Raw genomic sequence first — 24,745 nt, 5'->3', positions numbered from 1 at the left:
GCCTCTACTCATCGACTTTACTCATTTTTGCTATGATATAAAGCCCTAAAACTATGCTGATAAAGGAATAAATTGCTATCACTTGCCCACGTTCGTCAGAAAACAAATAATCAAAAATATATCGGGCTTGGAACCAAAATAACAGGAGAAACATAGGCGGCATTAGCGCAATAATTTTTGCTGAGGTGCGCGGTTCAGCGGTCATGGCTAAAACCTTTTGCTGCAAGGCTTTACGTTGATGCAAGTTCTCCATCAATTGCCTTAATATTTGCGACAACTGACCACCCGCATGTTGATTTAATAACAAGGTCACGGTAAAAAACTTAAAACTGGCAAGTTGTATCCGCAAAGCGGCATCTTGTAATGCCTGCTCCAATGAAGTACCTATGGCTAATAAATCATTGATACGGGTAAAGGTCTCCCCGACAGGACCAGCCATTTCTTGGCTTACATGAGCAATGGCTGCGGGCACCGATACGCCAGCACTTACCGCGCGGCTAATACTGGCAATGGCCGTGGGAAAGTCAGCTTCAAAGCGTTGTAATTTCCGGTGTTGTAACCAGCGGACAATAAATAGACTTGCGCTAAGGTAAACGCTAATAAGAACGAACAATTGTCCGTAAATTGGCAATACAGAGGTGCTCCACCATAAAACAGGCGCCAACAAAGCGGCAACCAAGCCAAGGCGCCTCGCTAATTTCATTGGCATCACAGCAACAAACCTTTGTTGGTTACTATATAACCACAACCGCCAGCCTTGGTATTGGCTATTTTTTTTGAATAATAATAACTCAGCGCTACCACTAGGCTTTTCCGTAGCTAAATTAAGGTAGCGTTTGATACGAGTTGCATGTAAACGCTGCTCTTGTTGGTATTTAAGCCAATAAAAGACACAAGTTAGTGCTAAAAAAATAAAAGTCAGCAACAACAGTATCATGACAATCCCATTGACTTTAATAGTTGTGACTCAAGGCCAAAGTAGCGAACTTTATCCAGACAATAAGGCTGTATTTTATGGCTAATAAATTCACCATCTAGTTCACCATTGCTTAATTCATGGCTGAACTTGTAGCTAAATAAATCTTGCACTAATAGGTTATCACCTTCAATGCCAACCAACTCACAAATACTGGTGATACGGCGCTTGCCATCACGCATACGTTCAATATGCATAATAATATCAATGGCTGAATTCATCTGCCTTTTAAGTGCTAACGGTGGTAAATTAACTTGTCCCATCAGCAGCATATTTTCTAATCGAATTAAGGCGTCACGGGCAGAGTTAGCATGTAAGGTAGACATAGAGCCATCATGACCGGTATTCATTGCCTGCATCATTTCAAAGGCCTCTTCACCGCGCACTTCACCTATGATGATGCGATCTGGTCGCATGCGCAGAGCATTTTTAAGTAACTCTCTTAGCGATATTTCTGCGCCCCCCTCTAAAGTAGCCGGACGGCTTTCCAGGGTAACCACATGGGCTTGTTGCAATTTTAACTCAGCCGCATCTTCGATGGTAACAATACGCTCTTGCTCATCTATTTGATAAGACAAGGCATTTAGCAGCGTGGTTTTACCGGCACCGGTACCACCAGAAACTAAGATATTGAGTCGACAATGGCTGATGATTTTCAAAAAAGTGACCATGCCAGCAGACATAGCACCTTTTTCGGCTAGGTGTTCTAACTGCAAGCCCATGGTGGAGAATTTTCTGATTGAAATAGTGGTACCAGATAAACTTAGCGGTGGAATAACAATATTGACCCGACTGCCATCGGCTAACCTAGCATCAACCATAGGTTTACTTTCATCGATACGACGCCCAACCGCCGAGGCGATACGACGCGCAACATGCAATAAATGGTTTTCATCTCGAAATTTTGCTTTAGTAAGTGATAACTTACCACCACGCTCAACATAAACTTTATCAAAGCCATTAATCAAAATATCATTAACACTGTCATCATCAAGCAATGCCTGTAGCGGGCCTAAGCCGATCATATCGGCTAATAATAGTTGCGCTATTTGCTGCTGCGCTTGAAAAGTTAATGGCAAGCGCTGCTGATTGGCGATGGATGTCACCGCTTGTAAAATTCGCTCGGCAAGTTCATCTTGTTTTAACTTGGTTGCCACTGAGGGATCTATGCTGGCAAAAATTTGCTCACGGATCACTTGATATACTTGTGCATCTAACTCAACATCCTCGCTGCTGTTATCATGCTGACTTTGTTGAATTCCTTGCTGAATACCTTCCTGAGTATTGGCCGACAAAACTTGGCGACTGAGCTGTGGAAGCTCGGTTGTTAACACAGTATCAGTTTTAGCTGCTGTTACTGCCTCGCTATCAGGCTGGCAAGCGGATTGATTATCAGGTTCACTCACCTTACGACCAAACATTAGGCTTTACCTCTGGCTTTTTTATACCAGCTACGCAAAGGTATAAAGCGTGCCAATAAGGAGTTATTAGCTTGTTGGCTAACACCTAAAATATCATTGCTTAGTGCCAATAAACTTCGACCAACCCCATGAACCTCACTTAATAGCGACTCACCCAGCTCTGCCGCTTTCAACACCTTTTTCGGCGCATAAGGTAGTACATGATCAAAACTGCGTTCTAGGTGCTGCTCTAACATGGTTTGCGATAAACTATGCTCGCTATTGCCGTGCAATAGGTTTAACACCAATAAAGTCCGCTGTGCATACCTTTGCTGGCCCAGTTGAGTTAATAAAGCTTTACACTGGCGTAAACTTGCTAAAGTGGGACTACAAACTATCACTTGTACATCGGCATTAAACAAGGTGTCGGCAATGCCTGGCTCATTGAGTAAATGTGCCGGTAAATCCCAGACCAGATAGTTAAACTCTTCCGCCAAAACTTGCGCTAATTTCTGATAGTTTTGGCTGTCAAAATGATATTTTTGCCCTAGAGATTTCAATAAATACAAACGCGGTGCTATTTGCAAACAAGATCTTTCTATCAATAACTTATCAATACTTTTCTGTTCATTAAGCAAGGTCACCAAACCAACACCAGCATGGGTACTGGCATTGAGTAATAAGTCGATATCACCGCCGTAACAATTAAGATCTGTCACTAACGTTTTAGAGCCATGATTAGCAAATGCTCTAGCTAAATTTGCCGCTATGGTAGAAACCCCTACACCACCACTACAGCCGGCAATCGCGATACTTTTGCCACTGCCGACCCTAGCAGTTTGGTGCACCTTGCCTGTTGCTCGCCCTAAAACATGCAACAACAATGATTGATTTAGTGGCTTACATAAATAATCATCAATACCCATGTTTTTCAGTTCACGATACAAGTCGACATTATCACTGCTACCAATGACCAATACACGTGTACCAGGCTCGCATACGTGAGCGAGTGCGTTTATTGAGCTAATGACTTGCTCTTCTTCATCTATGTCGACAATAAGAATTTTCGGTGATTGATTATCACGCAAATAGTTGATGGCATAGTCTATATTGCCATTAATAGCCTTAGTGATACCGCCATCGCTTTCCGGTCTGCCTGAATTGAGGCTTTGCATAGACGTTGAAAAATTACTGAATACTTTATTCAATAACAGCTCATTGCTTTTATCGGTAACAAAAGCAAGTAAGCTAGCCGCTTGTTGCTGACTTGTGTGCTGACTTTTCTGCAGGGTAAGACTTTGTGGGGCATTGATTACTGAAGTCGTCATTACTTCACCTTGGTCAAATTAACTAGGGTTTCGCTTTTTGGCGCTTCAGTGGGGTGACGATAACGTTTAATCGCCTCCGTAGCTTTAACCCCGTCCATTGGCGCTAAGCTAGCGCCGCGTATTAATTGCACTGGATCGGCAACCATCATGGCGAGGTTGCGACTGCTAGCGCAGCCTAAATCAGCATAACTAGTACGATGACATGCTGGCGCAATAGCACGAAAATACTCACTAGTAATAATTAAGCTATTAGCAGATTTGTCGCTATAACGAAAAGCAATATTACTTGCCTGTATACCCAGCGTTAATAACAATTGACGTAATTGTTCTTGGTGGCGAGTAATTAACTGCTCATTAGCAGTAACTATGACTCGCTGTGGGTAGCTATTGCCTTGCAAGGCAATAAATTTGTGCAATGTCGCTTGTTGTTGGCCACTAAGCGTTTGAGCTAATGGCGCGAGTTCAAGTTGAGCATTAACAAGTTCTAGCTCTATCGCTACGGCTTTGGCTGCTTCTGGCGCATCTGTGTATTGGCTAAGGGTATAACTACAGCCAGTTAGTAGCATAACTGTGAATATCATTAAGGGGGTCTGGAATAACATAAAATATCTTCTTGTTGCTGCGGTTACAGCGTTTGTTGAGCTATCAATAGTAAAAGCCGTTATCGCCAAGCAGCCTAGGTTGCTTGTCATTAATCGGTAAATCCGGCACCAACGCATCTTGTTGCCAAGAGACATTAAATAAGCGCTCTAGATCACTATACGGGGTATAAAAATCTGTTGGCAGGGCCAAGTTCTTTTCGCGCGATGGCTCCACCACATAGGCTTCGGCAATAATCACTAACTCTGTTTCGTTACGATTATAGTTAGTTGAGCGAAACAGGGCGCCAAGTACGGGGATATCACCAAGGAAAGGAAATTTACTAACACTATTACTTTCATCATTCATCAGTAACCCTGCCAGCATAAAACTTTCTCCACTGGCCAGCTCAACGGTGGTTTTAGCACGCCTGACCTTAATGCCCGGTACAGATAAACCATTAAAAATCTGTGCACTATTGTGATCCAAGCTGCTGACTTCCGGTTCAATTTGTAAACTAATACGCCTATCACTTAGCACTGTTGGCGTTATGTTAAGTAATACGCCATATTGCTTAAACTCGATCACCACTTGACCATTTGGCGTTAAACTCACCGGAATAGGGAATTCACCACCAGCCATAAAAGTGGCGGTTTCGCCAGACATAGCGGTTAAGTTGGGCTCAGCTAATATTTTTGCCGCCCCCTCTTTTGCTAAGGCATCAAGCATTATGCTGTGCGAGTTAAGCTTTAGACCGAAAATCTTATTTAAGCCACCAAAGATATCAACGCCAATAACTTTTCCAACCGCTTGATTGATATCCATGCTCGAACTTTCCAAGCTGCCCTGACTCCAATTGGCATTTTGTATACCTAAGAAGTTCTCCCCTGGATGCAGACCTAATTGGGTAGTAACTGTACGAGCAACTTCAGCAATACGTACCCGGATATTGACTTGATTGGGTAAAGTGACCGACAGCTGGTTAATTGGCTCTAACACTTGGTTATTGCTATTATCGCTGGCATTTTTTTGTTCCTCACCAGTACCTTCATTATCGACAGAAACCATATAACTGCGTGCTAATTCAATGACCGCCGTGGCCATAATGGCTGATGGCACTGTGCCTTTTAGCAATAATTGGCCATTGTTTGAAATGGCCTCAACCCTTGCTTGTGGATATAACTCAGCAACTTGCGCATTTAATTCACTAATATTGTGTTGCACTTTTATTTTTTCTGAAAAAATAACCGAGCCACTATTATCAAGGGCATATAAATTGGTGCTGCCCGCTTGACGACCAAAAACAAAAATTTTATTCGCCGCAGGTACCTGATAGCTGGCAATATTAGGGTTCGCAATAAAAATAGTTTTGGCGTTACTGGGTAAGTTAATTAAATAACCTTCACTTATGCTTAATTCTAAAGCTAAGCTCTGCCCCGCATAAATGAACAATAAACTAGCTAAGGCCAATTTAACTTGGCAAATAAAAGATTTAGCAGTCATCTTACTTCTCTCCTGATTGCTTTTCTTTAGCATGACTAAGTACCTGTTTTTCGCCTTGCATTAATACCATCTGTGCGCGCTGAGCGTGTTGGTCAAATTGCGGTAAAATATCGGCAAAGACAGTATTAATGCTAATATCTTCAGTGGCCGCAAGTTGGCCATATTGTCCTGATGAGCCACGCAATAATAAACTTAAGCGGCCCAGTTGTTGTGCCATCGCTAGTTTTTGTGCCTGCTTAACCGTTACTTCTAAAGTAACAGTACTGTGATCATCGTATTTAATTTTACTGCCCTTACGACTATCATCAGCAACTTCTTGCTTATTGAGTTGACGGTCAACGGCAATTAAACGCACATTAGTAACCAGTTGTCTTACCGAGGCACTGGCGTTAATCTGCCAAACATCTTGTTCTTCACTACGTTTTAACTTGTGATAGAAAATCACATCAACTCTATCTCCGGGGCTAACTAAACCAGCAATAGCTGATTGCGCATCAACCTTAATGGCCATAGCACGCTTACCTTTAACCAACGAGGTAGTGAGAAAGTCACTGTCATGTGGCAAAACTAAACTATCAAGACGAACATAATCGCCATTAACTAGTGGGTAGCGACTGATGGCACCTTTAAAATTTTTCAATTTAAAATCTTGACGTTTAATTAAACCAACAAGATTTTGTGTTTGTTGCTCTGAGATTAACTGCCAACTAAAATGTTGCGCTAAAATAGCTTTTCCGGCATCAAGGTCGGTATTAAGTGTTAATACCGAAATCGGCGCTTCATTTGCTATTGCAGTGTTAATTGCTTTAGTGCCACTTAGCTGCAAGTAAATACCAATAACACCAATAACCGCGATGCTAAAAGTTAGATAAATTATATTTCTGGTCGAAAACATCGAAACCAGCACTCCTAAATCTGTAATTAAAATAAAACAAGGGCAGTGCCAAGTGAGATAGCTATGCCATAGGGAACTGTGGTGATTTTTGTTTTATTGCTTTGGTAACGGAAACTAAGCAATGTTAAACAAAAGTTGTAGCAGATAATTATTAGTGCTAAAAAACCGCCTATGAGTGTTGTTAGCAGCAAAAAAGTCTTGAGCTGTTCAAATTCAAACCAAACAGATAGCGCAGCAATAAGTTTGATATCGCCAGCAGCTAAACCACCTAAGTAATAAACCGGCAATGCTGCCAGTATAAGTAGCAAAGCAGTTAACATTCGCAGCCCTAATTCATCATACGATGCGCTAGCAAGAGCTTGCTGTAAGAGAAGAGTTGCTACCCCACTTAACAACACCAGTAGAGACAACCAGTTCGGCAACTGCCGATAGCGCCAATCTAAATATACTGCGCTAGCTAATAACACTGCTAACAAGTAATAAAGCCAAGTGATGAACAGGGTAATGGTAAGCATTGCTTAACTTCAGCTTTTCAATATCAAGCTTTGCTAATTACTCTGCTGCAGTAAGTTCTGTAATCTTAGTTTTAATGGTTTCAAAAGTTTGCTCAATAATAGAACTCAAGCCTTCATCACCACCAAATGCTGACACCAGTAAACCAACAATAATGGCGGCTAATACGGCGTATTCAATGGCAGAAACGCCCCGTTGGTCTTGTAAAAAAGTTTGAAAATTACGATAAATTGTTAACATGATGCTTCACAGGGTTAATTAATGTTATTTTTTGGTTATTTTACCTAGAGAAAACAAATAACGCAAACAAAAACAATTATCATTAAGGTTGTTGATCTTATTACTATCTAATGGGATAATTTGGCTAATTCCCCATTAGTTGACCAATTCTCCATGCACTTAAAATACTTTTTTTTAGTTAAAATTATGATAGTAAGTTTGTTATTTGGCTGTAACAGTGACACTGATAATAATGACGCTTTAATCCCAGAATATGAACAAGCTAAATACAGTGCCAATAAGTCCAGTTGCATTGACAGTAATTTAAATGGTCAATGTGATACTGGTGAAGCTGAGTTGTTAGCAAGTGAACAAGAGTTGTTAGTAAATCAAAGTCCGATTCTTGCTGTATACGATGACTTTACCCTTTCAGCTATTGCAGGTAGCGCATTAGTAACGCCATTTACCACCTTGATAAATAATGAAGTTATGTATAACCCACTAGTAAATGGCAGCATAGATCACGCTAAGTCCTACTTAACTGAAAAACTCAATATAGATTTTAGCAAGTTAGATAAATTTGATGGCCCGATCAGTGAAGGCAACCAAATAATTTCCTCAATTATTAAAGCCCAAGCCATTACTGCTGATAATCGCTATTTGCCTATTGCAGCTATGGTTGACTTGATGATTTATAGCAATAACCTTGCAGTGCAAACATCGCAGGTTCATGCTGATGCCCTCGTTTATCCAAATTTAGTGACAGGTAATTCATATTTGCTTGATGAAGATAGTAGTGTCAGGTTTAGTCAATTTGATTTACACCCGATTACCGGACGAGCCATTATAGTAACCAGTGATAATAAATTAATTAGCTTAAATGCCAATAGTGGTGCTTATGCCAATATTGAGAACCAGGGCATAAGCAAAAACACCAGTAGCGCAAGCAAGCAGAAAAATGCACTGGTGCGCGCATACAGTCAACTAAGTGTTGCTTCAGCAAAGGATGATGACGACGACCATGATGACCATCATGATGACGACGACCATGGTGATGAGGATGATTATGATTGGTTTGATTATTTAAACCAAACCCGCAGCACGGATATCACTAAAATAAAGCAGCATGTTAATAGCAATAATTTCTTTATATTAACCAGTAAAGCAGCATCTGGAATAACGGATGTTTGTAATACTAGTGGTGAGCATGGTTTATTTTTATCCAATGTTCAGGCTAATAAAGATGATGAAGAGCAAGCACCAAGAGCTAAGAGCAGCAGTCTGACAGCAAGTAATATTGATGGCTATACTTCTGCATCTACATCTCTCCCCGTTATCAATGTACCTACCGTAATTCCACCTATTTTTGATAGTGAAGCCAGTTGCTATAACGATGCCATGGTTACCATGGCCAGTAGTATCGACAGTAAGTTATTAGCGGTAGTACTTGATGATGGCTTAGGCCATATAATATATCGCCTTTCAGGTGAGAGCCTAGCATTAGCACCAGACTTTGGTTATCGGGTGCCTGACTTTATTGAACTTGATCACATTGCCTTATCTCCCAATGGCGAGTTACTCGCTTATACCGAGCCAGAAAGTGGTAAGTTATCGCTAATTGACACCAATAACATGAAATTATTAGCAAGTTATCAGTATGGTAATCAAAAGCTCAGTCAAGTTCACTTTAGTGGTGATAAACAACTTGCCGCCATCAATATTGCTCAACAAGAGCTCAGCTTTATAGATATTGTTGATAATAAACTTATCTTGAATAAGAGTTTAGTGTTGCCTTATCCACCAAGTATTTTAAGTAGTAATGCCATAACAAAAATGACTGTTGTGGCAAATGACAAAAATATCAGCTTGGTTAAACACAAGAACAATGACTTTACCGTCAAAGCAATACTTACTGACTTTGATAACACCATAGAGCAAGTCGCAGTGCTCTCTGACAAGGTGGTTTACACTACCGGTGACACCTACCTTTTCGGGGCTGATACCATCAACTATTTAAGTACAAACAGTATTATTGGTTCGCCACTTAGTGCTGCACAGCAATTTTTAACCGCTGGCATAATAATGGAAAATAGGACTGGCGTTTACTATCGCAGCGGAGCATTCAATTTACCAAAAAATCTTGATAAGTATGATATTGAAGGTATCACCATCGAGTGGTCGAGCAACCGTAATGAAGAAATTGATTTAGACAGTGGTGCCGTGAGCGCTAGCTTAGCAAAAGGTAGCTTACTCAAGGCGACAATTCGCGGTAATTTCCGCTTCGAGCCAGCAACGATAACTAAAACGTTTAGAGTGAATTAGTTCAAAACAGAAGTAAGGCACTTATTAACGGCATTGTGCCAACCCGCAAGTAAAGTTTTACCCTGAGCTTGCGGCATGTTTCCGGTAAAATATTCTATTTCACCATATAAACTTGCAGGTATAGTTTCAGCGTTCCAAATACCTTGCCCTATAGCCGCTAAAATAGTCGCGCCTAATACGGTTGATTCTATATTGGCTGGTCGCTCAATGGTGACGCCCAATAAGTCCGCTTGAAATTGCAGTAGAAAATTATTGGCACAGGCGCCGCCATCAACTTTCAGTTGCTCAATGTTAAGAGTACTTTCTTGCTGCATCAACTGCATCAGATCATAGCTTTGAAAAGCAATAGCTTCTAACGTGGCTCTAACTATATGCGCTTTAGTACAGCCCTGAGTTAACCCTGTTATCGCCCCTGTCGCCTGCATATCCCAATGTGGCGCGCCTAAGCCGCTAAAGGCCGGCACGAAATAAACACCATTATTATCACTGACACTTAAGGCTAACGTTTCAGTTTCACTGGCATGGTCAATAAGTTGTAATTGATCTCTAAGCCATTGCACCGCCGCTCCTGCGATAAAAACAGCCCCTTCAAGTGCATAAGCTGGCTGACCATTTTTGTCACAAGCAATGGTAGTCAATAGACCTTTATTAGATAAGTAAGGTTGGTCACCGGTATACATCAACATAAAGCAACCTGTGCCATAGGTGTTTTTGATCATACCCGCTTGGGTACACTGTTGAGCAAATAAAGCCGACTGTTGGTCGCCAGCAACACCGGTAATAGGAATTTCTGCGCCAAGAAAGCCATCGGCAGCGCTATGACAGAATAAGCCTGCTGAGGTTTTAATGCTTGGCAATATTGACTTAGGAATATCAAAAAACTCCAGCAGATCATCATCCCATTGTTGCTGGTGAATATTATAAAGCATGGTACGCGAAGCATTGCTATGGTCGGTGCAATGCGCCTTACCATGACTTAGTTGCCACATCAGCCATGAATCTATGGTGCCAAAAGCAAGTTCGCCATTTTCTGCCAAGGCTTTTAACTCTGGCTTTTCATTAAATAACCACTGCAGTTTAGTGGCACAAAAATAGGCATCAGGCATCAGGCCGGTTTTTTGATGAAGCCAGTCGGTTTTACCTAAGCTTTTTATTTTTTGACAAAGCCCCGCTGATCGCCGGCATTGCCAAACAATGGCATTATATACCGGCTTACCCGTCTTTTTATGCCAGACAACTGTGGTTTCCCTTTGATTGGTAATGCCAATGCAAGTGATCTCAGCAGAGGTTAACTTAGCTGATTTTAAAGCCTGTAAGATACTATCTTGAGTAACTTGCCAAATTTCCATGGCATCATGTTCAACCCAAGTTGGCCTAGGGTAGAATTGTTGAAATTCATTATATGCCGCGCCAACTTCCTGACCTTGAGCCGTGGTAATTCTGATAGTTGTGCCGGTAGTGCCTTGGTCTATGGCTAGAATCATAGTTAATGCCTTAGCTGCGCCTTAAAGTATTTGGCTAGTTAAAAAATAAAAATACCACTAGCCAGTTTAATAGGAGCTTATCATATTCGTCATATCGAACGCTTAATGAGTTAGTCATCAAGTTCTCAATATTGTTAGCTAGATTGTAGTTTAATGCCATTAAGACAAAATACTATCCTTGAACTAGCAAATCATATTTTTTCGGGGGGAGTATTGCTTGGTTTAGCTAAGAGAAAATCATCACTTAATGAGAAGTCAAACTTATCTAGCGTCACTTACCTGAAAGGTGATCATGTCACTGTTACCATGAGAGTCAATCACCGCTATTTGCTGCTCACCATAACTCTTAGCTGCGTAAAAAAAACTTTGTTTACTGGCTAAGCTTTTTACAAAACTGCCATTGTGATACCAATCAAGCTGGCCGCTACTGCCCAAAACCGAAAAATTAATTACCGGTGGTTTATTAACACTGAGACTTATTATTTCAGTGTCTTTCGCTAAGCCAATTATTTTAATATCGCCAAAGTTTGGTGTCGTGAGCTTGGTACAGTGTTGGCTTTTTTTCGGTAACATTGCCGCACGGGTGAACTTTTTCGGTAACCAAGGTTCAAGTGACTTTGGCCACAACGCCATATACTTTTTGGTTTTCTCTTCAGGGCAAGCAAAGTCAGTCAATAATCCCGTTGCTGTTTCTTGCCAATAAGGCTGTGGGTTCATTTGCCATTTATCATGATTAATCGCTGCTAATGAATTCGGGGTTAACCCTGCAAGGGTAAATGCTTGGTGTGAAACATGACATAAATCTTCAGCTGTCTGCTTTTTGCTTTTACCCAGAGGCCAGCAGATTTCTGTTGTACTAACTTTTTCAGGCTTGTTAAGCCAAACATGGTCATTTTGATGCAGGACATCTGAGATATTAAATAACAGCGGTGCTGCCGTTAAGCCGCCATAGTGACCTGGTTGTGGAGTGCCATCAGGGCGTCCTAGCCAAACACCAAGGGTATATTTTGCACTTGTGCCAATAGCCCATGCATCTCTAAAACCATAACTGGTACCCGTTTTCCAAGCTATATCATTGGTAGTTCGGCGAATATTTTCACTTAATAAAGCATTGGGCCTAGGGTTATCAATAAGCATTTTATAGGTAATCCAAGCGGCACTGTCACTCATTAGATAACGTGGTGAATCAGCCGTTTTGTTTTGAATTTCACTTTGATTGTCAGCAGCTACGGGCTCATTATAATAACGAGGAGATAATACTTTGCCTTGATTAGTCAGACTTGAATAAGCTTGAACTAATTGCCATAAACTAATGCCTGCACCGCCTAGCGCAATAGATAAGTTAGGTTTTGCGGCTTTCGGTAAAGTTAATTTAATGCCCGCTGATGCTAATTGATTATAAAAATTTTGCGCGCCTAAATGCTCAAGTACCTGTACGGCAGGTACATTTAATGATCGTTGTAAGGCGCTTTGCACACTGACCGGGCCGCTGAACTGACCAGTAAAGTTTTCTGGTTTGTAATCAGAATAATAACGAGGGCTATCGTTTAGCAAGCTATGTGAATGTATTAAGCCTTTATCAATCGCGCTGGCGTATATAAAGGGTTTTAAGGTTGAACCCGGTGAGCGAATAGCGCTAATCATATCAACATTACTAAAGCGAGATTTATCATTAAAATCAGCGGAGCCAATATAAGCTTTTACCGTGCCTTTTTTATTATCAATTACCAATACTGCGGCGGAGCTTTTATCTGGCTGGTTACTAATAAAGTTTTTTAATAGGTCTTCAAGGCCGATCTGCAAATCATAATCTATGGTGCTGTTAATTTTTTTATGTTGCGGAAACTCTCGTATCAATTTTCTTGCCAGCAAAGGCGCGTAGTTAGGTCTGCTTGGCTTAGCCGCATACACTTGTTCTTGCTGGGCACTTTTTATTATTGCAGCTGACCATACCTGCTGACTAGCTAAACGTTTTAGTACCTTGTTACGTGCTTTTTCAGCTCTGTGTGGGTAACGGTCAGGGCGTATTTTTGATGGGCTTTGCGGTAATACGGCCAGCAATGCTGCTTCAGCATGGCTAAGTTGCTTTGCTGATTTGCCTAAATAAGCCTGACTTGCCGCTTCAACACCTTCAACAGTACCGCCAAATGGTGCATAGTTTAAATAGAGTGTTAAAATTTCTTCTTTCGATAAGCTTAGCTCTAATTGCAGTGTCCTTAATATTTGTACTAACTTTCCAGAGATAGTGCGGCTATGAGGATGTAAAATACGCGCAACTTGCATGCTAAGGGTTGAACCGCCAGAAACGATACAGCCACAACGCCAATTTAAATATAAAGCGCGCAATAACGACACTGGATTTACGCCAAAATGCGACCAAAAATATTGGTCTTCATAAGTTAATAGCGCTTGAATATAAAGTGGTGAAACCGAGTTAAGGTCAGCTTGTTGGCGCCATATACCATTGCTATCAGCAAAAGCACGCAGCGCACGACCGTCATCAGCATAAACCACTTGAGCAAAGCTCTTTTGTGCTTTAGGAATATTAAGAGGGTAGGCAAGATGTAAGCAGTAAAATAATAGCAACATGCTAGCGATAATGGTGCCGAGCCAAAATCGCTTAGTGCCTGCCGCTTGCTTTATTTTATAAGTTAGTAATTTCAATGGTATCTAGGGTATCACCCACTGCGTTTTTATCTGGTTGATACATGTTTTCAACTAACGGGGCTGGTACTAGGTATTTTCCTGGTGTTACCGCGCGAGCTAAATAAAATAAGTAACTAGTGCCTCTATAACCGACATCAATCGCAGCAACATAACGATCGTCTCTAAACTCTTGATGTAATATATTGGTTTTCTTTTGCCATTCACTAGCGGGTTTACCATCAAAGATAATGCTGTCGAGTTTAATTGCGTGGCTTAAATTCTGATTCTCTAATTCTAAACCAGCAGGTAATAAATCAACCACTAATAAGTCCGGGCTTCGGCGCTCGGAATAAACACGAATAGCTACTAATACCATATCGCCAACTTTTAACTTACTGGCATCTATCTGCTGACCTTTGCTGTCGTAGTAGTCTCGTTCAATGGTCAAATCACCCGTTGTTGCTTGCGGTTTTGTTTTACTAACACCTTGATAAGCAAAGTTAACATACAGACGATCAGCAGAGTTATTTGTTAAGCTTAACCCTTGCTGTAAATCAGTTGCCGATAATTTTTGTGTATAAGCACCTGATTTTTGTATCGTTGATTTCGCTTGATTAAAGCTAAGTAGCGCTTGCCAATCCTTTTGCTCGCCTTGCTCTAAAGATATGCTGGCAAGAAAAAGTGCATTACGCTCTTGTGTGCTTAAATACTTTTTATCGGCGAGTATTTTTGAAAGTGCTAGAGCAGTATCAAAGGCATAATCAAGTTGATATTCATGTTTAATTAATAAATGAATTATCAGTGCCTTATCGCGAATAACCGAACCATAATCACTTAAATATTTCGTACCACGTTCAAGCACTACAGCTTTATCAAACATGGCTTGGCTATTCACGTCATCACCTTGATTTTTAAGCGCTAAGGCTAAGTGAATTAAAGCTAACTGACTTTCAGCATCTTTGCTTTTGTGTTTAGCCAGATCACGTAACTTGGATAATGACGCTTTATTGTGTCGAGATAACACATACCCCGCATAAGCACGGTAAGCAAAATCGTAATGTTTTACTGATTCTGACCAACGGTTGGTATAAGTACCATTTTGATTTTTTAAATAAGTCGTTAAGCGAGCCATGGTTTTTTGGTATTGCTGGCGATTAACTTCAATACCTTGTTCTTTAGCATCCGTTAAAAAGTCTCCGACGTAAGCAGTTAACCAATGCTCTTCTTGACTGGTATTGCTCCATAAACCATAACTACCATTTTTCAATGCTTTGGCTTGAATGCGTGATAAACCATAGTTAATGCTTTCCAAGCGATGTTTATTAGACGTATTTTTTAAATCAAGGGAATCTAGTATTTCTTTATTAGCATATAACCAGGGGTAGGTTGAACTGGTCGATTGCTCTAAACAGCCATAAGGATATTTTAGTAAATGTTTCATTTGTTCGCGGCTGTTAAATTCAACCATATTATTTACCGATAACACCGCCTCAAGAGTATTTGCTTTTAAATGAGCGTAATCACTTGGGCTAAAACTAAAAGATTGATCTTTAATTAACGTGGCATTTTTATACTCAATTAATGCTGGATAGGCTGATCGTACGGCGATATGCCAGTTTCTATCGATGGGATAGCCCTCAACCCCTTGTACAGATAGTGATACTTTCGATCGTCCTTCTTGGCTACCAACCGAAACAGGGTAGATCAAAGTGGTTTTTTCTTTGGCTGCTAAGATGATTTCTTGGCTATTGTTGGCAGTAGCATCACTCTTCGAGTTGCTTTTAGAATCAGCACTAGTGAGACTAACGGGGCCTGTCGTGGTTAAAGCCACGGTTAATGTTTGCGTTTGTTCGGTGGAGTTGTGTAAATCAAGGGCAAAGGTTGAATGGTCACCGGTTGCTAAAAAGCGCGGCATGGCTATTTGACTAACAATAGGTGCAGCGATAGTCATTTCACTTTCCGCAGAGCCAAATTTATCATCGGTAAAAGCGATCGCCATTAAGCGTACTCTGCCGTTAAAGTCAGGAATATCAAAAGCGACAGTTGCGTAGCCCTTGTTATCTACAGCAACTAAGCCACTAAAGAGTGACAGTATTTGTACTTCAGCTTGCGCTTTTTTACCGCCGCGACTTAATTCTGCATCACCACCAAATTTTTGTTTCGCTAGTGGCGCATCATTTAAGTCAATTAAGTTTTGATACAAGTCTCGGCTATCTACTTGAAAACGTCTTGGTTCAAAAAAGAACTGGTGAACATCAGGTGTATCAAAATCGGTTAGGCTTAAAACGCCAACATCAACCATAGCTAAGGTTAATTTAGCTTGTTGATCAGCATGCCCATTCACTTTTACTTTAACTTGGTAGCTTTGGTTAGGATAAATTTCCTTAGCAGACTCTATCTCAAGCTCAAGCTTACGTGACTCGCGGTTAAGTGGTAAATGAATTAAACCGATGGCGCGCGTTGGGGTAATGCGTTTTTTATTATCGCCGTACTGTAAATGCACAATTGAGGCATAAATGTCATGGCGTTGCCATTTTTCATCAATGTTTATCGCAACATTAAGCCCCTCAGCAGGTATGGAAATGCGCTGTGAATAAAGCAGCTTGTCCGACTCTATCAGCAGTAATGCTTCACCTGCTTTTGGTGGCACTATGCTTAATTGTGCAACATCACCTGCGTTATACGAAGCTTTATCCCAAGCGAGCGATACTTTATCTGGACGAGCAGCTTGCGATGATGATTGATTATTTCGCCATGAGCTATACCAGTCATGGCCGGCAAAAAATCGTACACTGGTCATTGTTTTAGTTGCCGCATCGCTAATTTCTAAACGATAACGGCCGTATTCAACGGGCACGTCTAACTGACTGGCTTTATTAGCATTGGTATCGACAGCACTGTTGTATTCAACAAATTCACTGTCTGACCAACGATAATGCCAGCCATCACTATTGTTAAACTCCCAAAAATAACGACGGTCTTCTCTCACTAATTTAACATCTAAGGCAGCGTTTTTAGTTAATTTACCCTGTGCATTTGTGGTAACCACATCAAAGGTAACTCGGCTATTGTGCTCTGGGTTATTTTTAAAATGAGGTTTTATGCCAATGAGCATATTACCCGAAATAACGGTTGTTTGATGGCGTCTTGAAATTGCTCGACCACCCGTTTCAAATAAACTTGCTTGTAAGGTCACTTGTACTGGTGATTTAACCTTAGCCCAGCGATTTTCTATGGTGATTGCTGTTTTGCCTTGGGAGTCTAGTTTTACATCGGCTAATTTATATTGTTGGCTTAGGTTTTTTTCAATAATATTACCAAACTGAAAACCTTTTAATGCATCAAAAGGCTGACGCTGGGGAGTAATTACAATACGTGATTCAAAGCGATTACCCGATGCTGGCGCACCATATAAGTATTCACCTAAGACATTAACGGTTAGCTTGTCATTAAGTTGATACAGTTTAGCTGTTTCGCCTTGGTTAAAGGTAAGCTTCAAACGCTCGGGCAAAAATTCTTCAACTTTAAATTTATAGCTCGCTAATATGTGTTTATGTTTACGAATTTCTAGCAGCCAAGTTCCTGTTTTTGCATCTTTTGGTATAGTAAATTGCTGATGAAAGTAACCATCGCTGTTACTGCGCCAAGTAAAATCTTTAGCCGTTTGACCACTGGGATCTTTAATGTTTGCTTTCAGGGCTATTGCCTTAATACGTTGACCATCTTGACCTCGTAATAAGGCATTAAAATCAACCGATTCACCTGGACGATATAGATCACGAGCACTATAAACAAAGATTTCATCGGCAACAAAAGGACGTTGTGCAAGGGTGAATTCAGATAAATCCAATGCGGGCCCAGTAAGAGAAACGACAGAAAAAGAGGCACCTGACTGAGCAACTATATATCTAGCATCAGTTTTCGTTCTTAGTGTGCCCAAGCCATCGGGTGAGCTTTTAAATTGGTCTATTTGTTTGCCGCTATTATTTAATAAAGTGACTTTTACTGCTGAAAGCGGTTTTTGATTGGTTAAACTATTTAAAGCAACTTCTAATTGGTTTTTATAAACACGTACGTGCATGCCTATATCGGTCACCATAAAATGAGTCATTGAAATATCATTGTAAACATCGTTTGGCTCAGTCATTACCGCGAGGTAAATACCCGCGGAGGACAAAGCCTCAATATTTTGGATCGGTAAATTAAAAGTTCTCCGCTTATTTTTTTGCCCCTTAAACTGGTAGCGTGCCGAATAAACTTGCTCTGCACGGCTAATACTCTGTTGTGCGTAATAACGGTATACTTTATTTTGAAAAGAGCTTTTATTAGTTAGAAATTGCACAACTTGATCATCAGGCACTTTAAAGTAATCAACATTAACTTCTTTAATATTAACTAACTCAATAGGTAAGCCTTTATGTTGTTTTAACGGTAAAAAAGAGCCTTTACTGGCAAAGTTATAGCTTGGGATAATCGGACGAGTTGTTATTGCTTTAAAAGTATCTTTTTTTAATGTAGAGCCATTATTTGCGCTTAAACCTTTATATACCGTTAGCTTGTATGTGCTTGAAGGCTCAATAAACGGAAAGTAAACCACCTTGTTATTTTTAGACAAGACAATACTATCATCTACCTTAGCACCAGATTTTTCAGTCAGTGAAAAATAATCATCATGTTTCAATTCGGGGTTTAACGGTGCAGATAAGGTAACTGCTATGGCATTGCCGCCATCAAAACTGCGCTCAGCAATATCCAACACTTCAATTTTTCGGTCACTATAATCTGGCTGACTTTTTTCTTTGATAGTTTTTTTATTACCTTGGATGACAGCAATGCTTGGCTTTTCCACAGGCTTTATTGCTGACTTTTGCGTATTATTTTCAGTTTGAGTGTCAGTACTTGCTGGTTTTTCCGAGCAAGCACTAAGCAATAAAAGCAAAGGTAATATTACTTTTAACGTTGTTAGTCCTTTAACCATGTGTTATCTCTTTGTCAGATATTAATAATTTGATGCTGTCTAGCCGCCTATACAGACGGAAATAAGCTTAATTGCGACTTGCTTTTAAATGGCTAATCATTGATTTACCATTGAAATATGACAATCGTTGACTAGATAATAACAACTCATCGTTTTGTTGGAAAGGTTAACTATGCCGCAACCAAAATTATGCAAAGTTATAGCTATAGTAAAGTAGCAGCTAGTATGAAGAGAGTACTTTATTTAAATTACATTAGTAAAGGCTTGAGCCTTAGCGGTAACTCTATAGCGAAATTAATAGGTGTTATTTCTAATGGGGATATTTTATTTATGTACCATCTTATGTTTCAAAGTTAGCACCATCAAAATCAATCAATTGCAGAAGCCCCGTTTTACCAGGGCTATCTTAGAATAAGTGAGTTGACCACATAAGCCGGGTTTTGTATCTTCCTAAGAAGTGACAATCATTCGTCTAGGCCTTAAATCGCTCTAAGGCTCAAGCAACCTACCCGGTTTCCACGCGAGCCACGCTTATATTATTAAAGCTTACGCCTAAATAATCATGAAACCCTATTTGGTCTTGCTCCAGGTGGAGTTTACCCTGCAATTACTGTTACCAGCAATCCGGTGCGCTCTTACCGCACCCTTTCAGCCTTACCTGTGAATCCTCGAAAGGAAGCCATCGGCGGTCTTCTCTCTGCTGCACTTGTCGTCGGCTCACGCCGCCCAGGCATTACCTGGCACCCTGCTCATTGGAGCCCGGACTTTCCTCCCGCTAGAAATACTTACGCAAACTAGCCAGCGATTGTCTGGTCAACTCGGGGCGCATTCTACCCTAATATTTTTGTTGCGCCTATAAGTTGACGAAATTATTTTTAATCGAGTACTTCTATCTGTTCAAAGGAATGTTTATGTTCGATGTCATTTGCCAAACTACTCACATGGTCACCCGCTGTATTTCGAGTTAAAACATTAATATTAAAATGTTTTTTTAATAGCTTATATTGAGTAGCTTTATGTTCACTATCGAAAACATCAATTACATAGTATTGCTCACTCTCGTTACGTAAAAACCATTGCTTGTTTTGCTTTTTAAATAATTGATATTGCTGTAATGACAGCAATAGCATAGGGATTGAGCCTTCGAGCTTGCTGAAATATGATTTTTCTTTCAACGTTGCCATTTCTTCGCTGGCTATTCTTCGCAGCTGTTCATCTGACGAAATTCTACTCGGTGGTGCTTTAAAATCTGGCAGAGCAGGCATCTCAACCGCGACTTTATGCTCCTGTTTCCTTGCCGCTTTAACGGGTGGTTGAGCTGATACTTGAGCTAGAGCATGAACAGATTCTTCAATCAGTGTGCTAGCATTTTTCTTAGCTTGATGCCTGCTTTGCTTGGCAAAATCTCGACTTTGCCCTTGCGCCATAACATTTCTTTCAGCAATGCCTATTCTTTTAGTGCTTAGTGCCTGTTCAGCTTGAACAGTTCTTGGCGCTAACATAACATCGCGATTTGGCAGCACAGACTCTTCTCCTTGATTAACAACCAAGGACACCACTAATACCGTTGACGCGGCTAGGCTAAGCGGAACATGCCAAGCGCGTGATTTTTTATTTTTTGATGGTTTTTCTCCATTTAAATCAATTATTTTTGGTTTTGAATCAACAGCTTTATGCGCTGCTGCTAAAATGCGTTGATCGAGTGAAGCGCTCGGTTGTTCAGTGAACAGCTTATCAGTAGGATTAGTGGTTAGTTCATTTTGCTGTGTATTTTTCTGTGCGCTTTCTAGTTCCGTTTCTAGCTCAGCATAAAGCGCAGCAATGAATTGTTCATCATCGATGGTGACTTTGTTTTTATCATGTTCAGTTGACATAAAAACTTAACCCCTTACGCATTTTTTTTAAAGCATAACGCCATCGGCTTTTAACCTTTTCTTTGTTCTGCTGAGTAATGTTAGCAATATCATCAATACTAAATCCGGCTTCTTGTTTAAGCAAAAACACCTCTCGCTGTTCAAAGGGTAATAATGATATTTGCTGTTTTAAGGCAATGCTTAACGCTTGTTTATCTGGTTCAGCCTGTTCATCATCTGCGTTAGATTGCATTGATTCTTGTGAATATACTTCGTCATCTGCTGTTGTCACTTCACATATGTGGCTTTTCTTTTGCTGATAATCAATTGCTAACCTTCTAGCAATCGTAAATAAATAAGTGGTGAATTTTGCCGTGACTACATAGCTTTGACGCGCATTAATAATTTTTAGCCAAGTATCGTGGGCCAGCTCTTCAGCCACAGTATGTGTCAAATTTTGCCGAACAAAAAAACGAAAAACAACCAGTTTATGGCGATGGTAAAGCAGATCAAACGCTGAAGCATTACCAGTGGCATAGCTAAGCATAAGTGTTTCATCCGCTTCATCTTGGCTCAGTTCATCTAAAATTAGCGTCTTTCCTTAATAACTTGGGTTTTAGTACCGTAGGTTTTAGTGATTAGTGTCAAATTGAGTGGCGGCTAAAACTATATCTGATTGAACAGCCAAGTCATTAAACGTTAAGGCATCACTGAGTTTCACCATGTTAATAAATTCAGCCCTATAACCATATTTATCATCACCTTTGGCTACTTCAGCCAACTTTATAACGTCGTTTAATGTCATAGTGGTAAGATTTTTACCGCCACGTAATATTTGCCCAAAACCAGCGACTGCCGCTGAAAACCTAAAGTTGTTGCTGCTAACAGACAAACTAGCTTTCATTGAACCAAGTAAAATCGGCGTCTCAATTAATTGACTGTGTTCTTGGTCAGGCAACTTATAACGTAAACGCAAGAAGGCAAGTTCATCGCTTTTATTGCTCTCACGGTTTGAGTTCTTTGCCTGCTGACTAAGCTCTTGATAACGTAAATCATCAATCAATTTATTTTTGGCATCAACAAAACTGACTTCATAAAGCGCGGTTACCGTATGACCAGCACCTATATCACCCGCATCAACTTTATCATTATTAAAGTCTTCGCGCTTTAATGCTCTTGTTTCATAACCAATCAAACGATATTCACTAATAAGGTTTGGATTAAACTCTAGTTGAATTTTTACATCTTTAGCAATAGTCATTAACGTTGCCGTCAACTCCTCAACCAGCACTTTACGTGCTTCATTTAGCGTATCAATATAATAGGCATTACCGTTACCATTTTGGGCAAGTTCCTGCATTAAAGCATCGTTATAATTTCCCGCACCAAAACCTAAAACACTTAAAGAAATTCCTGATGCCCGTTTTTGTTCGATGAGATTTTTTAGTGCTTGTTGATTAACTGTACCAACATTAAAGTCACCATCTGTTGCCAATATAACGCGGTTGATGCCATTTTTAACAAATGCTTGCTCTGCCAACCTATAAGCAGCTTGAATACCCGCACCACCATTAGTTGAACCACCAGCAGATAAATTAGCGAGTGCACTGGTGATTGCATGACGGTTATCGCCAGCGGTAGGCTCAAGTACTGTACCGGCACTGCCGGCGTAAACAACAATTGCAACGCTATCACGATCATCAAGTTGTTTAACAAGCATTTTTAAAGAGTTTTTTAATAATCCTAGTTTATTAACGTTATTCATCGAGCCAGAAACATCAATAAGAAAAACCAAGTTTGCTGCTGGTCGTTTGGCTTTATCAACAGTTTTACCTTGAATTCCTATATGAATTAAATGTTTATCGCGATTGAATGGGCTTGGCGCAACCTCAGTATAAACAGAGAACGGTTGCTTAGTTTTAATGTCTGCTTTGGGGTAGTTATAAGAAAAATAATTCACTAATTCTTCAACACGAACCGCGTCATGTTGGGGTAAATTGCCCTGATTTAGTAATCGACGAATATTGGCATAAGAAGCTGTATCAACATCAATTGAAAAGGTAGACACCGGTTTTTCACTTACCGATTTGACACTGTTTTCAATTATTTGTGGATATTTTTCACGATCTAATGATATCGGTGCAATTGGCGGGTAATGAGAATAAAAGTTGCTCGGCGCTCTTAGCTCACGGCTCACAGCCATAATACCTTGCTGCATTGATGGGCCTGTTTTTCTTACGCTATTTTCAACTCGCCGCTTTTGGGCTAAGGGAACAGCAGGGTAACTTGTCGCAGGTGTTTTTTGTGGTTCAACCGCACTGTTGATTTTTTCAACAGCCTGATTCTCAACGGTTTGCGCTATGACAATGTCTTCTTCATTTTGCTGATTTTTGCTGTCAACTTTAGCTTCTTGTGCACATGCCGCTAGTAATAACACACTTGCACATAATGCAATTTTAATAGTCTTGGTCATCATTTTTCTCCTTTGGTTATTGTTATAAACGCAGGAGTAACGAAAAGGGGTTAATTAAAATGATATTAATTATTTAAATGACCTTAATCATATTGCTTGAAATCCAAAAAATCATGCATGGGGCAGTTATGGTGATGACAGTGTAAATATGTCGTTTGGGATTGGTGGCAGCTAGTTTAACTTTTCGCAATAAACGAGCGCCAAACAATTAATTGTTTGGCTATTCAAAAGCAGCGCGTAAAGTCGTCGCTCGGCTAATCTTTCAAAGATAAGGCAATATCATAAAGCGAATTTTTCTTTACGCCATAAATTTCAGCCGCAATAGCACAAGCTTTTTTAGGCTTCATTTCACCAAGCAATAACTTCAAGGTGTTAATAACTTCAGCAGAAATTTCATTTTCAACCGCTTTATAACCTTCGATGATCAGTACCATTTCACCCTTTAGTTGGTTGGCGTCTTGCTCTAGCCATGCCAAGAAGTTTTCAGCGGTATCACTGTGAATTGTTTCAAAGGTTTTAGTCAATTCTCTAGCAATAACAATATAACGTTCGCCACCTAAGGTTGCGACAATATCTCGCACCGTATCTATGGCGCGGCGCGGCGCATCATAAAAAACCATGGTACGGGGTTCATCAACCAACGCTGTTAAGGTCGCTTGCCTAGCACCTGATTTAGAAGGTAAAAAACCTTCAAAACTAAATCTATCGGTTGGCAAACCCGCAACTGATAAAGCAGCAATCGCGGCACAGGCTCCAGGAATAGGCGAGACATTTAAACCCAGGCTCCGACAATGACGGACAATATGAAAGCCAGGATCACTGATTAGTGGTGTGCCTGCATCTGAAACCAAAGCAATTGTCTTGCCTTCTTTTAACATATTAGCCACTTGATCTTGGCGCTGACGCTCATTATGGTCATGCAGTGACATAGTTTTATTTTTGATGGAAAAAGCCGATAGTAACTTGCCGGTATGACGAGTATCTTCACAAGCAATAACATCCACTTGCGTTAGTATATCAATAGCCCTTTGGCTGATATCACCTAAATTCCCAATAGGGGTTGCAACAATATAAAGGGTGCCTGGGGTTAGGGTTATTTCACTCATGTACTTATTTCACTCGATTTGATAGTTATATTTGGGGTATTTAGTTGTGACTAACTTCGTTGGCGTTTATTATAACCCCATACCGACAGCAATATGCACGGATTTATTTATTGTGGTAAAAACAGTGTCCCTACTTGTAAGAATAAAGCCAACAGGATTAAATATTTTTTCAATGTCTTTTCAAAAAATTAAAACTCGAATCTTACCGGCGTTATTGCTTACTTTATTAGCAAGTTGTAGCACTAAACAAACAACAGTACCTCCCACGGACACTACTGCAGTTACTGAAATTGAAGAGATAGTCATAGACTCTACTACTTTATCGGCAGAGCAACATTTAGATCTGGCAGAAACTTTAGCCAGTGATGAAGCGGTGACTGAGTTAATTACTGCGACAAAGTTATTTTTTCAACAAAAGGATCACCTTAAAGCGCTCTGGCTTGCCGATAAAACCTTGCCTCTAGTCGATG

At 40.3% G+C, this 24,745-nt stretch carries 16 protein-coding genes, 1 other RNA gene and 1 pseudogene; 2 read left to right on the top strand and 16 right to left on the bottom strand.

Annotated features, from left to right (window positions below; translation table 11 throughout):
* Positions 1 to 4: 4 nt before the first annotated feature.
* Genes HRT50_RS07725 through HRT50_RS07690 form a run of 8 tightly spaced genes read right to left on the bottom strand, consistent with a single transcriptional unit; the run spans position 5 to position 7,434 of the window.
* Positions 5 to 937 (bottom strand): type II secretion system F family protein, encoded by a 933-nt coding sequence (locus HRT50_RS07725; RefSeq protein ID WP_291613072.1) that lies wholly within the window; start codon positions 935 to 937, stop codon positions 5 to 7.
* Entirely contained in the window at positions 934 to 2,397 is a 1,464-nt protein-coding gene (locus HRT50_RS07720; RefSeq protein ID WP_291613070.1) for a CpaF family protein, read from the bottom strand. Before HRT50_RS07720 ends, HRT50_RS07725 begins: the two co-directional genes overlap by 4 nt.
* A complete protein-coding gene (locus HRT50_RS07715; RefSeq protein WP_291613068.1) occupies positions 2,397 to 3,704 on the bottom strand; it encodes an AAA family ATPase in 1,308 nt (435 codons plus the stop codon). The genes HRT50_RS07720 and HRT50_RS07715 overlap by 1 nt, the downstream gene beginning before the upstream one ends.
* Positions 3,704 to 4,306 carry a CpaD family pilus assembly lipoprotein gene (locus HRT50_RS07710; RefSeq protein ID WP_291613066.1) on the bottom strand — a complete coding sequence of 201 codons (603 nt, stop codon included), beginning with the start codon at positions 4,304 to 4,306 and terminating at the stop codon, positions 3,704 to 3,706. Before HRT50_RS07710 ends, HRT50_RS07715 begins: the two co-directional genes overlap by 1 nt.
* Before the next feature lie 43 nt (positions 4,307 to 4,349).
* Complete coding sequence (locus HRT50_RS07705; protein ID WP_291613061.1) at positions 4,350 to 5,786, bottom strand: type II and III secretion system protein family protein; 1,437 nt, start codon at positions 5,784 to 5,786, stop codon at positions 4,350 to 4,352.
* A 1-nt stretch (position 5,787) separates the two neighbouring features.
* On the bottom strand, positions 5,788 to 6,681 hold the full coding sequence (gene cpaB / locus HRT50_RS07700; RefSeq protein WP_291613060.1) for a Flp pilus assembly protein CpaB: 894 nt from the start codon (positions 6,679 to 6,681) through the stop codon (positions 5,788 to 5,790).
* 26 nt (positions 6,682 to 6,707) lie between these two features.
* Entirely contained in the window at positions 6,708 to 7,196 is a 489-nt protein-coding gene (locus HRT50_RS07695) for a prepilin peptidase (RefSeq protein WP_291613058.1), read from the bottom strand.
* Positions 7,197 to 7,233: 37 nt separating this feature from the next.
* Positions 7,234 to 7,434, bottom strand: a complete 201-nt coding sequence (locus HRT50_RS07690; RefSeq protein ID WP_291613057.1) for a Flp family type IVb pilin — start codon at positions 7,432 to 7,434, stop codon at positions 7,234 to 7,236.
* A 186-nt stretch (positions 7,435 to 7,620) separates the two neighbouring features.
* Here HRT50_RS07690 and HRT50_RS07685 point away from each other — a divergent pair, with 186 nt between their 5' ends.
* Positions 7,621 to 9,735: a hypothetical protein gene (locus HRT50_RS07685; RefSeq protein ID WP_291613056.1), complete on the top strand. Its 2,115-nt coding sequence runs from the start codon at positions 7,621 to 7,623 to the stop codon at positions 9,733 to 9,735.
* On the opposite strand, the gene glpK is transcribed toward HRT50_RS07685, so the two are convergent.
* The 8 genes from glpK to rsmI all read right to left on the bottom strand — a co-directional run bounded on the left by glpK (position 9,732) and on the right by rsmI (position 24,275).
* Positions 9,732 to 11,219: a glycerol kinase GlpK gene (gene glpK / locus HRT50_RS07680; RefSeq protein ID WP_291613054.1), complete on the bottom strand. Its 1,488-nt coding sequence runs from the start codon at positions 11,217 to 11,219 to the stop codon at positions 9,732 to 9,734. The two genes, HRT50_RS07685 and glpK, sit on opposite strands and share 4 nt — an antisense overlap.
* A 261-nt stretch (positions 11,220 to 11,480) precedes the next feature.
* A complete protein-coding gene (gene pbpC / locus HRT50_RS07675; RefSeq protein ID WP_291613052.1) occupies positions 11,481 to 13,883 on the bottom strand; it encodes a penicillin-binding protein 1C in 2,403 nt (800 codons plus the stop codon).
* Positions 13,864 to 18,843, bottom strand: coding sequence for an alpha-2-macroglobulin (locus HRT50_RS07670; protein WP_291613050.1), 4,980 nt, complete (start codon positions 18,841 to 18,843; stop codon positions 13,864 to 13,866). Before HRT50_RS07670 ends, pbpC begins: the two co-directional genes overlap by 20 nt.
* Positions 18,844 to 19,255: 412 nt before the next feature.
* Positions 19,256 to 19,664, bottom strand: an RNA gene (gene rnpB, locus HRT50_RS07665) — RNase P RNA component class A.
* Between the two features lie 54 nt (positions 19,665 to 19,718).
* Positions 19,719 to 20,717: a hypothetical protein gene (locus tag HRT50_RS07660; RefSeq protein WP_291613047.1), complete on the bottom strand. Its 999-nt coding sequence runs from the start codon at positions 20,715 to 20,717 to the stop codon at positions 19,719 to 19,721.
* Positions 20,707 to 21,243 carry a sigma-70 family RNA polymerase sigma factor gene (locus tag HRT50_RS07655; RefSeq protein WP_291613045.1) on the bottom strand — a complete coding sequence of 179 codons (537 nt, stop codon included), beginning with the start codon at positions 21,241 to 21,243 and terminating at the stop codon, positions 20,707 to 20,709. The genes HRT50_RS07660 and HRT50_RS07655 overlap by 11 nt, the downstream gene beginning before the upstream one ends.
* Before the next feature lie 84 nt (positions 21,244 to 21,327).
* The gene (locus HRT50_RS07650; RefSeq protein ID WP_291613043.1) at positions 21,328 to 23,172 is read right to left on the bottom strand and encodes a VWA domain-containing protein; all 1,845 of its coding nucleotides are present in this window, start codon (positions 23,170 to 23,172) and stop codon (positions 21,328 to 21,330) included.
* A 251-nt stretch (positions 23,173 to 23,423) separates the two neighbouring features.
* Positions 23,424 to 24,275, bottom strand: a complete 852-nt coding sequence (gene rsmI / locus HRT50_RS07645) for a 16S rRNA (cytidine(1402)-2'-O)-methyltransferase (RefSeq protein ID WP_291613040.1) — start codon at positions 24,273 to 24,275, stop codon at positions 23,424 to 23,426.
* Positions 24,276 to 24,321: 46 nt separating this feature from the next.
* On the opposite strand from rsmI, the pseudogene HRT50_RS07640 reads away from it, so the two are divergent.
* Positions 24,322 to 24,745 (top strand): annotated as a pseudogene (locus HRT50_RS07640) (hypothetical protein); the annotation flags it as partial.

It is taken from the genome of Colwellia sp. (assembly GCF_013215345.1).
Lineage (GTDB): Bacteria > Pseudomonadota > Gammaproteobacteria > Enterobacterales > Alteromonadaceae > Colwellia.
The sequence above is the reverse complement of the archived record's forward strand: the minus strand, read 5'-3'. Positions and strand labels throughout refer to the sequence as shown.

Coding starts and splice junctions, on each gene's coding strand:
- cpaB (WP_291613060.1), bottom strand. CDS start 6,681: ATGTTTTCGACCAGAAATATAATTTATCTAACTTTTAGCATCGCGGTT.
- HRT50_RS07655 (WP_291613045.1), bottom strand. CDS start 21,243: ATGCTTAGCTATGCCACTGGTAATGCTTCAGCGTTTGATCTGCTTTAC.
- HRT50_RS07725 (WP_291613072.1), bottom strand. CDS start 937: ATGATACTGTTGTTGCTGACTTTTATTTTTTTAGCACTAACTTGTGTC.
- rsmI (WP_291613040.1), bottom strand. CDS start 24,275: ATGAGTGAAATAACCCTAACCCCAGGCACCCTTTATATTGTTGCAACC.
- HRT50_RS07685 (WP_291613056.1), top strand. CDS start 7,621: ATGATAGTAAGTTTGTTATTTGGCTGTAACAGTGACACTGATAATAAT.
- glpK (WP_291613054.1), bottom strand. CDS start 11,219: ATGATTCTAGCCATAGACCAAGGCACTACCGGCACAACTATCAGAATT.
- HRT50_RS07715 (WP_291613068.1), bottom strand. CDS start 3,704: ATGACGACTTCAGTAATCAATGCCCCACAAAGTCTTACCCTGCAGAAA.
- HRT50_RS07705 (WP_291613061.1), bottom strand. CDS start 5,786: ATGACTGCTAAATCTTTTATTTGCCAAGTTAAATTGGCCTTAGCTAGT.
- HRT50_RS07690 (WP_291613057.1), bottom strand. CDS start 7,434: ATGTTAACAATTTATCGTAATTTTCAAACTTTTTTACAAGACCAACGG.
- HRT50_RS07695 (WP_291613058.1), bottom strand. CDS start 7,196: ATGCTTACCATTACCCTGTTCATCACTTGGCTTTATTACTTGTTAGCA.
- HRT50_RS07650 (WP_291613043.1), bottom strand. CDS start 23,172: ATGATGACCAAGACTATTAAAATTGCATTATGTGCAAGTGTGTTATTA.
- HRT50_RS07660 (WP_291613047.1), bottom strand. CDS start 20,717: ATGTCAACTGAACATGATAAAAACAAAGTCACCATCGATGATGAACAA.
- HRT50_RS07720 (WP_291613070.1), bottom strand. CDS start 2,397: ATGTTTGGTCGTAAGGTGAGTGAACCTGATAATCAATCCGCTTGCCAG.
- HRT50_RS07710 (WP_291613066.1), bottom strand. CDS start 4,306: ATGTTATTCCAGACCCCCTTAATGATATTCACAGTTATGCTACTAACT.
- HRT50_RS07670 (WP_291613050.1), bottom strand. CDS start 18,843: ATGGTTAAAGGACTAACAACGTTAAAAGTAATATTACCTTTGCTTTTA.